The following is a 12,500-nucleotide window of genomic DNA, read 5'->3' on the forward strand; positions in this document are numbered from 1 at the left end:
GAGACGGTGCCGCGGACCGATCATGCATCACCCGCCCACCGCGCCCCCCGACATCCGGATCCGGGCAGCTAGAAAGGGAACGACATTCCAATGAACTCTCTGATCCTTGCTCAGGCCGCTGAAGCCGTTTCGTACTCCGGTTTCGGTGCCATCGGCTACGGCCTCGCCGCCATCGGCCCCGGTATCGGTATCGGCATCCTGGTCGGCAAGACCCTGGAGGGCATGGCCCGCCAGCCCGAGATGGCCGGCCAGCTGCGTACGGTCATGTTCCTCGGTATCGCCTTCGTTGAGGCCCTCGCCCTGCTGGGCCTGGTTGCCGGCTTCCTGTTCTAGTCCGCGCAATCAGCGGGACAGCGGGCCGGTGGTGTCACCGCCGTCTGCTCCGCGATTGCCGACGAGGAACATGGAATCTCCATTTCTATCAAGCAACCAACGAAAGCTGAGGACTAGATGACTGAGGTCACTACCTTATTGGCTGAAGCAGCCGAAGGCGCCGCCAAGCTTCCTCTGGAGCACGGCAACGCTCCTCTGCTGCCCATGCCTTACGACATGGTCTGGTCCGCGGTCTGCACGGTCGTCGTCATTTTGTTGTTCTGGAAGCTTGTGCTTCCGAAATACAACGAGGTGCTTGACCAGCGCGAAGAGTCCATCAAAGGCTCGATTGCGCGGGCGGAAGCCGCACAGGAAGAAGCCAAGGCCGCACTCGAGAAGTACAACGGTCAGCTGGCCGAGGCCCGTGCCGAAGCCGCGCAAATCCGTGAGGATGCGCGTGTGAAAGGCAAGCAGATCGTCGAGGACGCGAAAATCCAGGCGACTGAGGAACAAAACCGCATTATTGCCGTCGGTGAAAAGCAGCTGCGTGCCGAACGTGAACGCGTTGTCGCTGATCTCCGCAAGGAGATGGGCGCCAACTCCATCGAACTGGCTGAGCGTCTGCTCGGTGACCAGCTCGATGACAACGTCAAGCGCGGCGGCACCATCGACCGGTTCCTCAACGATCTCGACAACGTGGCCCCGGCCGGAAAGTGAGCGACATGCACGCAGCAAGCCGCAGTGCCCTGGCACGGTGCGTCGACCATCTGGACTCCCTTCTGGGACGTGCGGACTCGGTTGCCGACGCCGCGAAAACCGGCACCGAACTGTTCGACTGCGTCGAGGTGCTCGACTCCGACCGTGCGCTGCGCGTGGCGGTCGCCGAGGCATCGACGACCGGCGGGCAGCGTGCGCAGCTCGCGCGGGACGTCTTCGGCGGCAAGGTCGGTGAGATCACACTTGATGTGCTCGTCACCGCAGCCGAGGATGTCTGGTCGACACCGAAGGAGCAGCGCGCCGGACTCGTTGAGCTCGGACGCCGCGCCATGTTGAAGGCGGCGCAGCTCGACGGGAAACTCGAACAGGTTGAACAAGAGCTGTTCGGGTTGGCGCGCATCCTGGAACGTGAACCGCAGCTGACCCAGCTGCTGGTCGACCGCACCGCACCCGCTACCGCGAAACGGTCCCTTCTCGCCTCGGTGCTGTACGGCAAAGTCACGCCGTACACCGAAGCGCTGGCACTCCAGGCGGTTGCCCGCCGGGAGCACGGCCCCATCGAGGACATCTCCTCGTTGAGCGAACTCGCCGCCGCCACCCGCGGCAAGCGGGTCGCGCGGGTGACAAGCGCAGCGCCCCTGACCGCCGACCAGCGGCAGGCACTCGAGACGAAACTGGGCCGCATCTACGGCGGCGAGATGGTCATCCACACCGAGACTGACACCAGCCTTCTCGGCGGCATGACCATCCGGGTCGGCTCCGAGGTGATCGACGGCTCCACAGCCGGAAAACTCGAACGCCTCAAAGCCGCGATGGCCTGATGCACCCGCCGCCGGCCCGGCGCACACCACCGCGACGGTGTTTGTGGCAACCACAACATCCGCACCCGGTGTGACAGGGACGGCGGAAAAAGCACCCGGCCTTGTTGCCTACAACTGAAAAAGCTGGCATTTTCCCTTTCTGTGGTCTGCCCGACCCTTCCGGTTTTCCCGGCGGGAAGGGCGGGAAAAAACCACACAGCCACGATCTCCCGGCACGTGACCGTGCCGCCCCGGCGGGTGTGACCGCCCGCCGGGGTGTGGGGGAGACACACCGCGGCGGGAGGTAAGGGAAACACCAGCACGCGGCGGCGCCGGTGCCCGTTTTTCGAGACAACGTTTTTTCAAGGGCGCACCCGGCCGGCACGACTGGCACGAACATAAAGACACAAGACAATAAATTTGCTGGAAGACTATAACCGAGAGCAGGAAGAACATGGCGGAGCTGACGATCTCCTCCGATGAGATCCGTAGCGCGATAGCGAACTACACCTCGAGCTACTCCCCGGAGGCCTCCCGTGAGGAGGTCGGCGTGGTTATTTCCGCGGCGGACGGTATCGCCCAGGTTTCGGGCCTCCCGTCCACCATGGCGAATGAGCTGCTTGAGTTCCCGGGCGGCGTCATCGGCGTCGCGCAGAACCTCGACACCGACAAAATCGGTGTGGTGGTTTTGGGTAACTACGAGACACTCAAAGAGGGCGACGAAGTGAAAAGGACCGGTGAGGTCCTTTCCATCCCGGTCGGGGATGCATTCCTCGGCCGCGTGATCGACCCCCTGGGCGCGCCGATCGACGGCCTGGGAGAAATCGACAAAGAAGAGGACCGTGTCCTGGAGCTGCAGGCGCCCGACGTGCTGCAGCGTAAACCGGTGCACGAGCCGCTGCAGACCGGCATCAAGGCCATCGACGCGATGACGCCGATCGGCCGTGGTCAGCGACAGCTGATCATTGGTGACCGCAAGACCGGTAAAACCGCGGTTTGTCTGGATACCATCCTCAACCAGAAAGCCAACTGGGAATCCGGTGATCCGACCAAACAGGTGCGCTGCATCTACGTCGCCATCGGCCAGAAGGGGTCGACCATTGCGGCCATCCGCAAGACCCTGGAAGACCACGGCGCACTGGAATACACCACCATCGTGGCCGCCCCGGCATCCGATTCCGCCGGCTTTAAGTGGCTGGCACCGTTCGCCGGTGCGGCGCTGGGACAGCACTGGATGTACCAGGGCAAGCATGTGCTGGTCATTTACGATGATCTGACCAAGCAGGCCGAGGCCTACCGTGCGATCTCGCTGCTGCTGCGCCGTCCCCCGGGCCGTGAAGCCTACCCCGGTGACGTCTTCTACCTGCACTCCCGTCTGCTGGAACGTGCCGCGAAGCTCTCCGACGACATGGGTGCCGGTTCCATGACCGCTCTGCCGATCATTGAAACCAAGGCCAATGACGTCTCGGCGTTCATTCCGACCAACGTGATCTCGATTACCGACGGTCAGGTCTTCCTCGAGTCCGACCTGTTCAACCAGGGTGTCCGCCCGGCCATCAACGTCGGTGTGTCGGTCTCCCGTGTCGGTGGTGCCGCCCAGACCAAGGGCATGAAGAAAGTCTCCGGCTCCCTGCGTCTGGATCTCGCGGCCTACCGCGATCTGGAAGCCTTCGCCGCTTTCGCATCCGACCTCGACGCCGCCTCCAAGGCTCAGCTGGAGCGCGGCCAGCGTCTGGTCGAGCTGCTCAAGCAGAAGGAAAACAACCCCATGGCCGTGGAAGACCAGATGGTCTCGATCTGGCTCGCATCGGAAGGGCACTTCGACAACGTTCCCGTCGAGGATGTCCGCCGCTTCGAGGCTGAACTCCACGACTACCTGCATGATGCAGCCAAGGGGGTCTACGACCAGATTGGCGGCGGCCAGGCCTTCTCCGACGAGTCGAAGGAAACCCTGGTGGCCGAGACCGAGAAGTTCTCGCGCAACTTCCAGACCACCGACGGCACTCCGGTCATCAAGGAGCAGGCAGTCGATCCGCTGAAGGAAAAGGATCTCAAGAAATCCCAGATCACGGTTCAGCGCAAGTCCACCAAGAAATAGGACCTGGCGCCCATGACCGAGACCAAAAGGATTGAAAGAAAGGAGGCGTAACGGTCAATGGCTAACCTTCGCGAACTGAGAAGCCGCATCAAGTCGGTGAACTCGACGAAGAAAATCACCAAGGCCCAGGAGCTGATCGCAACTTCGCGCATCACCAAAGCCCAGGGCCGGGTGGAGGCATCACAGCCCTACGCCCACGAGATCCATGATGTGATCGAACGTCTGGCTTCGGCCACCCAGCTCGACCACCCGATGCTGCGCGAGCGGGAGGGCGGCAACCGCGCCGCCATTCTGGTCGTCAGCTCGGACCGCGGTATGTGTGGCGGCTACAACTACAACGTCTTCAAAAAGACCGTAGAGCTGCGCAACATGCTCGAGGACAAGGGCTACGACGTGGTCCTGTACGTGGCGGGGCAGAAAGGTGTCGGCTACTACCGCTTCCGCGGTGAGCCGGTCGCCGGTTCCTGGACCGGGTTCTCACAGGACCCGGGCTGGAAAGCCACCCACCAGATGCGCCGCCACCTGATCGAGGCTTTCGAGGCCGGTTCCGCCGGCACCGTCAAATGGCGCGAGGGCGTCAACGGCGAGGAGGGCCAGCCCGTCCAGGGCTTCGACCAGTTGCATGTGGTCTACAGCGAGTTCGAATCCATGCTCAGCCAGACCGCCCGGGCGCACCAGCTGCTGCCGATCGAACCGATCGTCGAGATCGACGAGATCGACACCGGCGGGGACCTGCTCGACCAGCCCGACGGCGAACTGCAGTCGGACTACGAGTTTGAGCCGGATGCGGACAAATTGCTTGAGGCGCTGCTTCCGCAGTATGTCTCCCGCGGCCTGTTCGCCATGCTTCTGGAAGCTGCGGCCAGTGAGTCAGCCTCACGCCGCAACGCCATGAAGTCGGCGACGGACAACGCAACCGAACTCGTCAAAGACCTGTCGCGTGTGGCCAACCAGGCCCGTCAGGCACAGATCACCCAGGAAATCACAGAGATCGTCGGTGGCGCGGGAGCGCTCGCCGAAAGCGGAGAAAGTGACTAGATTATGACTACTGCTCTTTCAGAGCCCGAGACGCAGCGGACCGGCTCCACCGGCCGTGTCGTGCGTGTCATCGGTCCGGTCGTCGACGTGGAATTCCCGCGCGGCGAGCTTCCGGCCCTGTTCAACGCCCTGACCACCGAGATCGCTCTCGAGGCTGTGGCGAAAACCATTACCCTTGAAACCGCCCAGCACTTAGGCGACAACATCGTCCGTGCCGTGTCCATGGCCCCGACCGACGGTTTGATCCGCGGCGCCGAGGTCACCGACACCGGCAAGCCGATTTCCGTCCCGGTCGGCGATGTGGTCAAAGGCCACGTGTTCAACGCCCTGGGCGACTGCCTGGACGAGCCGGGCCTGGGCCGTGACGGCGAACAGTGGGGCATCCACCGTGACCCGCCGCCGTTCGACCAGTTGGAAGGTAAAACCGAGATCCTGGAAACAGGCATCAAGGTCATCGACCTTCTCACCCCGTACGTTAAGGGCGGCAAGATCGGCCTGTTCGGCGGCGCCGGTGTCGGCAAGACCGTGCTCATCCAGGAGATGATCACCCGTATCGCGCGTGAGTTCTCCGGTACCTCGGTGTTCGCCGGCGTCGGTGAGCGTACCCGTGAGGGCACCGACCTCTTCCTCGAGATGGAGGAGATGGGCGTGCTGCAGGATACCGCCCTGGTGTTCGGCCAGATGGACGAGCCGCCGGGAGTGCGTATGCGCGTCGCCCTGTCGGGTCTGACCATGGCGGAGTACTTCCGTGACGTGCAGCACCAGGACGTGCTGCTGTTCATCGACAACATCTTCCGTTTCACCCAGGCCGGTTCCGAGGTCTCGACCCTGCTGGGCCGTATGCCTTCGGCCGTGGGCTACCAGCCCACCCTGGCTGACGAGATGGGTGTTCTCCAGGAGCGGATCACCTCCACCAAGGGCCGGTCGATTACCTCGCTGCAGGCCGTCTACGTGCCCGCCGACGACTACACCGACCCGGCTCCGGCGACCACCTTCGCCCACCTGGATGCCACCACCGAGCTCGACCGTGCGATCGCCTCGAAGGGTATCTACCCCGCCGTGAACCCGCTGACCTCGACCTCCCGCATTCTGGAGCCGTCGATCGTCGGTGAGCGCCACTACGAGGTCGCCCAGCGCGTGATCCACATTCTGCAGAAGAACAAGGAACTGCAGGACATCATCGCCATCCTCGGTATGGACGAATTGTCCGAGGAAGACAAGATCACCGTGCAGCGCGCCCGTCGTCTGGAGCGCTTCCTCGGCCAGAACTTCTTCGTCGCGGAGAAGTTCACCGGTATCCCCGGCTCCTACGTGCCGCTGGAAGACACCATCGACGCTTTCGAAAAGATCTGTGACGGCGAGTTCGACCACTACCCGGAGCAGGCCTTCAACGGTCTCGGCGGCCTCGACGATGTCGAAAAGGCCTACGAGAAGATGTCCAACAAGAAATAAGACAGGAACACCCCATGGCTGAAATCGCCGCTGAACTGGTTGCCGTCGAGCGTTCGCTCTGGTCAGGCCAAGCGAAGCTTGTCACGGCCCAGACCACCGAAGGTGAGATCGGCGTGTACCCCGGCCACCAGCCGATGCTCGGCCAGCTGGTCGAGGATTGCGTTGTGACCATCACTCCCGCCGAAGGCGAGAAATTGGTTGCCGCGGTCAACGGCGGGTTCCTGTCGGTGAGCAAGAAGAAGATCACCATTCTGGCCGATGATGCCGTTTGGTCGACCGAGGTCAATGCCGCTGAGGCGGAAGCCGGCTCGAAGGACGCGGACGAGGAAGTTGCCCGCCGTAACCAGGGTCTGCTCAAAGCCCAGCAGCGGGCATCGAATCCGATCTAGCCCACCTGGACTACAACTCGCCGCGTACACGCGACGAACCTGTGACACACAACCGAATACCTTCTCCCAACTCCCCCCCGTCGGCACACAGTGTGCCGGCGGGGGGAGTGTTGTTATTGCCTTCCACGGCACAGCAGCACAACCCCGGGTGCTGTCTGGGGCCGTGTGCGCCCGCACCGCACGCGGCCACACCGATCGGGTTACCTGTTCCGGGATTCGTGCCACCCCCGCAGGCGGTGGTGGCGGGGGCGGGACAAGCCACTCCCGGAAAGGACGGTTGTCGTCCGCCCACCTTCCCCCTTCGTGCTGCAGGTGGTGAAAACACAACAGCTAGAAGGATTTTCGGATAATAAAAAACACCCTGTGACGGTGTTTTCCCCCAAGTCGTCGACACCCGTGCGTCAGCCTGTGACGGGGATGAACACCGGGTGCTGGTCACCCCCGTGGAAAAGGTGTTGTCATCAGTGGTTTCGTCGTCGGTAAGATCTTAAAAAAACACCCCCGCACCGCAGGTGGCAGGAAATTGCGCCCGCAAGCACAGCGCGGTGAGGGGGATGGAGAAAAAATCAAGGCAATAATCATGCCGGCGGCTGGATGACCAGGACAATCCGGCAGCAAACCCCACAGTCACCATGATTGTTCCGGGTCACTTGTCCGACAGCAACCGGCGCGGCGAGAGACGGTGTTCCTGCCGCGGAGAGAGCGTGAGGCACGATGGGTACTGACCATTCCGCAATCCTGTGGATTGTCACTGTGATAGTGGCGACCCTGGTGTTGCTTGTTGCCTACCGGATGATCAAGCTGCGCTCCGTGGGTAACCTGGTGGCCGTGCGCCGTCTTCCCGCCAAAGGCCTGCACGGCTGGCGTCATGGTGTGGTGCGCTACAACGACCGCTGCCTGAAGTACTACAAACTGCGTTCCCTCTCGCCGCGTCCCGACAACAAAGTCGGGCGCGGCGATATTGTTGTCTCCTCCCGCCGGGAGCTGACCGACAAAGAAAAAGGGTTCATCGATCCCACCATGCGGGTTCTGACGGTGTCGGTGGGGGAGCGCTCCTATGAGGTGGCCATGACCTTCCGCGGTGAAACCGCACTGACCTCCTGGCTGGAATCAGCGCCCTCGAAACGGCGCAGCATGGTCAATGATGAGCCGATCGCGAAGATGACCGGCAAAATGCGGCTGGGACGCACCCCGTAGAAAAGACCCCACTTTCCGCCTGTTTCCCCGGTTGTGCGCACCCGGGTTTTCCCGGGGATCCATTGTCTGCCCGGACAGTGACCTGTGGCAGCCACCGACTCGGCGGGGCTGTGGTGCCGGAGGCGGGGGCAACCGGTTACCCTGTTAAACCATGCGTCTTGTTCTGGCCCGGTGTTCTGTCAACTACGACGGTCGTTTGACCGCCCATCTGCCCATGGCCGACCGGCTTGTGATGATCAAAGCCGACGGCAGCGTGTCAATCCACGCCGACGACCGGGCCTACAAGCCGTTGAACTGGATGACCCCACCGTGCACCATTGCCGAAACCATCACCGAAACCGCCGGTGCGGCGAACGGCAACGACGCCACCGCCGGCGAGAACAGTCAGTCGGGGCAGTCAGATGCCGTGAGTCCGGAGGCCGTCGATTCGACTGTCATGGACACCCGGAGCATCGACAGCGACTCCATCAGCAGTGACAACCCGCTGGTGTGGGTGGTCAGCAACTCCAAGAAAGAAACGCTGACGATTACCATCGAGGAGATTTACAGCGATATCTCCCGGCCGCTGGGTGAGGATCCGGGGCTGGAAAAAGACGGGGTGGAAGCCCATCTGCAGGAGCTTCTGGCCAAACAGATCGACACCCTGGGCAAAGGATGGCGGCTGATCCGCCGCGAATACCCCACCCCGATCGGCCCGGTGGATATTTTGTGCCGCGACGCCGACGGCACCACCGTGGCCGTGGAGATCAAACGCCGCGGGGAGATCGACGGTGTGGAACAGCTCTCGCGCTATCTTGAGCTGCTCAACCGGGATTCCGCCATCGCCCCGGTGGAAGGGATTTTCGCCGCCCAGCAAATCAAACCGCAGGCCAGGGTTCTCGCCGAGGACCGCGGGATCCGCTGCGTGGTGCTCAACTACGATGAGTTGCGGGGCAAGAAAACCGACGATTTGGTGCTTTTTTAAAAAACACAACCACCCCGGGCGGGGCACCGGCGACAACCGGTGGCTTTCCCCCCGGACCGCGGAGCTGACATGCCCAGACGAAATCATCCACGACGCCACGGCCGCAGGCACCCGGGATCGGCCCCCTCATCTGCTCTGCCACGGCCGCTGCCCGGCGATGGGGCGGTCTATTTCGGCACCCGGGAACAACCCGGCCCCTCCTGGTCCAACGGTGAGATATTCCTGGTCCGCCGGATAGGTTCATCGGCTGCGGCCAAATACTATGTGTGCCCCGGCTGCAACCAGAACATCCCGCCCGGTGTGGCCCACATTGTCGCCTGGCCGAAAGAACACGGCCACCGGGTCGAGGACCGCCGCCACTGGCACAGCGGATGCTGGCAGCGCCGGTAGGGGGACAAACAGCACCCACGGGCAACCGGGGGACTAGGCCTTTCGGCTGATTTGTCCGGCCTGCGGGAAGCAAATGCGGCCGGTGGCGCGTTGTAGGGGATATGGACACCGACACCGCCACCGCCGCTGCCACCGATCACCCCACCCGCTCCACCCGCGGCACCGCCGTCAGCGGGTGGAGGATGCTCGGCCGGGTTCTGTCCGGCCATAAGACCGCTCTTGCGGTGGCCCTGGTCCTCAGCCTTGTCGCCGCGGGATTGTCGCTGGCGCAGCCGATTGTGGTGCGGCGGATCGTCGACGGGTTTTCCGGCGGTGCACCAACGCACACCCTGGTGTGGTTGCTGGTGGTGCTGGTGCTGGCCGCAGGGGTGGTCAATGCGGGGAAAACCTATCTTCTCACCGTCACCGGTGAAAAAGCCGTGGCAGGGGTCAGACGCGACAGCATCCACCGCATGCTGCAGCTGCCGGTGGCTTTCTACGACCGCACCAGAACAGGCGATGTCATCAGCCGGGTCACGGCCGACACCACCCTGATCGCCCAGTCGCTCAACGGCGGGATGGTGCAGGCGGTAGCCGGTGTGGTCACCTTCGCCGGGGCCACCGTGGTCATGGCATTGATCGATCCGCTGATGCTGGGGGTTGTCCTGGCTGTGGTGGCCGTGGCGGTGGGCCTGGTGGTCTACTCCTCCCGGGCAATCCAGCAGGCCACCACCCGCTCCCGGGTGGCCGTGGGCGAGCTGGGGGCCAATCTGGACCGAACTCTCGGCGCCTACCGGACAGTGCTGGCCACCGGAAGCGGCAAAAGAGTGGAAGAGGATCTCAACACCACCATCACCGAAGCCTTCAACCAGGGCAGAACCATTGCCCGGATCAGCGCCCTGCTGCGGCCGGTGTCCTCACTTGCGATGCAGGTGGCGTTTTTGACGGTCCTGGGGTTCGGCGGCATGCGGGTCGCCGCCGGAAAGATGAGTGTCGGTGATCTGGTCAGCTTCGTGCTGCTGCTGTTTATGGTGGCCATGCCGCTGGGCCAGATGGTTACCGCGGTGATCACCATCCGCCAGTCCCTGGCCGCCCTGGAGCGCATCGGGGAGATCACAAACGAACCGACCGAGAAAGAACTCGACGCCGCCGATCAACGCCACCCCGGCCAGCCCGCCGCCCACCCCTCCCACAGCAAGGACCCGGCAGCAGTGTCATCCGCCCCGCCACGGATCACCCTGGACAATGTCAGTTTCTCCTACACCGTCGCAGACACCACAGCACCCGACGGGGAGGAGGACAGCGGCACCAGCGGCGCCGCGCGCCGGGTGGCGGTGATCGACCGGGTCAGCATTGACATGCCCGCCGGAACAACCACAGCGTTGGTGGGTCCCTCCGGGGCCGGGAAATCGACGGTGCTGAGTCTGCTGGAGAAGTTCTACACACCCGATGAGGGGGAGATCCTGTTTGCCGGTGAACCCATTGACCACGTCAGCCGCAGCGCCCACCGGCAGCGGATCAGCTGGGTGGGCCAGGATGCGCCGGTGATTGCCGGAACCGTGCGGGACAATCTGCACCTGGCGGATCCGGACGCCGATGACCGGCGCTGCCGGGAAGTGCTGGACAAAGTCAATCTTTTCCACCGCTTCGCCAGCACCGGCGGATTGGATACGGTGCTGGGGGACCGGGGGATCAGCTTATCCGGCGGGGAACGCCAACGGCTGGCACTGGCCCGGGCGTTGCTGCTACCGAAGCCGGTGCTGCTGCTCGATGAACCGACCAGTGCCGTCGACACCGACAATGAGCAGCTGATCCAGGCCGCCATCGCGGAATCGGCCCGGGGAGCCACAGTGGTCATTGTCGCCCACCGGCTGGCCACCGTCACCGGTGCCGACCAGATTGTGGTCATGGACCGCGGCCGGGTGCGCGCCCGCGGCACCCACCGGGAACTTATGGAATCATCGACGCTCTACCACCGGTTGGCCGACGGGCAGATGATCACCTGACCGGTCACGCCCCCCGGCCGGCGGCAGCCCGTGCCCGGTTGTGCCCGGATCCTGCCACCGTGCCCGCCGGGGTGTATCGTGCAGGGATAACTGAACGATCAGTTCACCCCCGTTGCTTGTCGGATGCCACGAAGGAAGAAAAACACACCATGAAAGCTTTGGGAATCGGTAACCCGGAACGCTGCCTGGCCATTCTGCGGTTTTTGGCGATTGTCGTGATATTCGGGCTGGCCCTGTCATTTATCATGGCCGACGGCAGCGGCAGTTTTGTGGTCAACCCGTTGTTTCTTGTGCCCGCCGCTTTGACCGTGGCCTACGGGGTGCTCTACGCGGTGCAGGAAAAACCGGACAAGCCTTCCCGCACCCGGGTTCTCAAGCACCCGGTGCAGCATGACGGGCCGAGCAACGACCCCAAACGCGGCCGCAAAATCTAGGCTCCCGCACCCGCCCCGGCGATCACATGCCGCGGTAAAACCTTCAGAAAACAACAATCCCGGTGCCCCGGACTGTGTGACTACAGTCCGGGGCACCGGGTTTTGCGCCGTAGGCGGCCGTGACCCTGCCACCCGGCACAGGTGGCCCGGTGTCCGGCCGCAACAGCGGTGGTTACTTGGCAGGCGGTTCGGTCAGCTCCAGCAGCACCCCGCCGGCATCTTTCGGGTGGCAGAAGTTGATGCGTGCCCCGCCGGTGCCGATTTTGGCCTCCGGGTAGAGCAGCCGGGTGCCCTGGGCGCGCAGATGCTCGGAGAGGGCATCCAGATTATTGGTGCGCAGGCACATCTGCTGCAGGCCGGGGCCTTTTTTGTCGATGAATTTTGCGATTGTCGACGACTCGTCCAGCGGTGCCAGCAGCTGGATCTGGCCGTCGGTGGCACCGAGGTTTTTCGGCCCCACCATGGCTTCTTCCACGCCCTGCTCTTCGTTGGTTTCCCGGTGCAGGCACACCCAACCGAAGTTTGCGCGGTAGAACTCGAGGGCGTCGTCAAGGTTCGGCACGGCAATGCCCACATGGTCGAGACAGATGACGTACTCGTGGGGGATGTCGATATCGGAAATGTTGTGGCTCATGCTCCCCAGTGTAGCGCCGCACCATGGCGCCGGCCGCCGGAAAACACAGCTGAGGCGCGTGAAAACAAACACAATCACACGCACCTGCCC

The 12,500-nt window shown here is 63.4% G+C and carries 13 protein-coding genes; 12 read left to right on the forward strand and 1 reads right to left on the reverse strand.

Annotated elements, in window-relative coordinates; translation table 11 throughout:
* Positions 1 to 90: 90 nt before the first annotated feature.
* The 12 genes from JZY06_RS10050 (at position 91) to JZY06_RS10105 (ending at position 11,776) form a co-directional block, all read left to right on the forward strand.
* Complete coding sequence (locus JZY06_RS10050; RefSeq protein WP_207279401.1) at positions 91 to 333, forward strand: ATP synthase F0 subunit C; 243 nt, start codon at positions 91 to 93, stop codon at positions 331 to 333.
* A gap of 117 nt (positions 334 to 450) precedes the next feature.
* Positions 451 to 1,029, forward strand: a complete 579-nt coding sequence (locus tag JZY06_RS10055) for a F0F1 ATP synthase subunit B (protein WP_207279402.1) — start codon at positions 451 to 453, stop codon at positions 1,027 to 1,029.
* A 5-nt stretch (positions 1,030 to 1,034) separates the two neighbouring features.
* Positions 1,035 to 1,850: a F0F1 ATP synthase subunit delta gene (locus JZY06_RS10060; RefSeq protein ID WP_207279403.1), complete on the forward strand. Its 816-nt coding sequence runs from the start codon at positions 1,035 to 1,037 to the stop codon at positions 1,848 to 1,850.
* A gap of 433 nt (positions 1,851 to 2,283) precedes the next feature.
* Entirely contained in the window at positions 2,284 to 3,927 is a 1,644-nt protein-coding gene (atpA, locus tag JZY06_RS10065; protein ID WP_207279404.1) for a F0F1 ATP synthase subunit alpha, read from the forward strand.
* A gap of 57 nt (positions 3,928 to 3,984) precedes the next feature.
* On the forward strand, positions 3,985 to 4,965 hold the full coding sequence (locus JZY06_RS10070) for a F0F1 ATP synthase subunit gamma (protein ID WP_207279405.1): 981 nt from the start codon (positions 3,985 to 3,987) through the stop codon (positions 4,963 to 4,965).
* A gap of 3 nt (positions 4,966 to 4,968) precedes the next feature.
* Positions 4,969 to 6,417: a F0F1 ATP synthase subunit beta gene (gene atpD / locus JZY06_RS10075; protein ID WP_207279406.1), complete on the forward strand. Its 1,449-nt coding sequence runs from the start codon at positions 4,969 to 4,971 to the stop codon at positions 6,415 to 6,417.
* Between the two features lie 14 nt (positions 6,418 to 6,431).
* Entirely contained in the window at positions 6,432 to 6,806 is a 375-nt protein-coding gene (locus JZY06_RS10080; protein ID WP_207279407.1) for a F0F1 ATP synthase subunit epsilon, read from the forward strand.
* 714 nt (positions 6,807 to 7,520) lie between these two features.
* Positions 7,521 to 8,003, forward strand: coding sequence for a DUF2550 domain-containing protein (locus tag JZY06_RS10085; RefSeq protein ID WP_207279408.1), 483 nt, complete (start codon positions 7,521 to 7,523; stop codon positions 8,001 to 8,003).
* Between the two features lie 151 nt (positions 8,004 to 8,154).
* Positions 8,155 to 8,967, forward strand: coding sequence for an endonuclease NucS (nucS, locus tag JZY06_RS10090; RefSeq protein WP_207279409.1), 813 nt, complete (start codon positions 8,155 to 8,157; stop codon positions 8,965 to 8,967).
* Positions 8,968 to 9,036: 69 nt separating this feature from the next.
* Positions 9,037 to 9,357, forward strand: a complete 321-nt coding sequence (locus tag JZY06_RS10095) for a hypothetical protein (protein ID WP_242516888.1) — start codon at positions 9,037 to 9,039, stop codon at positions 9,355 to 9,357.
* Positions 9,358 to 9,458: 101 nt separating this feature from the next.
* Positions 9,459 to 11,342 (forward strand): ABC transporter ATP-binding protein, encoded by a 1,884-nt coding sequence (locus JZY06_RS10100; protein ID WP_242516889.1) that lies wholly within the window; start codon positions 9,459 to 9,461, stop codon positions 11,340 to 11,342.
* A 149-nt stretch (positions 11,343 to 11,491) separates the two neighbouring features.
* Positions 11,492 to 11,776 carry a hypothetical protein gene (locus JZY06_RS10105; RefSeq protein WP_207279410.1) on the forward strand — a complete coding sequence of 95 codons (285 nt, stop codon included), beginning with the start codon at positions 11,492 to 11,494 and terminating at the stop codon, positions 11,774 to 11,776.
* A gap of 172 nt (positions 11,777 to 11,948) precedes the next feature.
* On the opposite strand, the gene mce is transcribed toward JZY06_RS10105, so the two are convergent.
* Positions 11,949 to 12,410: a methylmalonyl-CoA epimerase gene (gene mce, locus JZY06_RS10110; protein ID WP_207279411.1), complete on the reverse strand. Its 462-nt coding sequence runs from the start codon at positions 12,408 to 12,410 to the stop codon at positions 11,949 to 11,951.
* Between the last annotated feature and the right edge of the window lie 90 nt (positions 12,411 to 12,500).

The organism is Corynebacterium mendelii, assembly GCF_017307055.1.
GTDB classification, from domain to species: domain Bacteria; phylum Actinomycetota; class Actinomycetes; order Mycobacteriales; family Mycobacteriaceae; genus Corynebacterium; species Corynebacterium mendelii.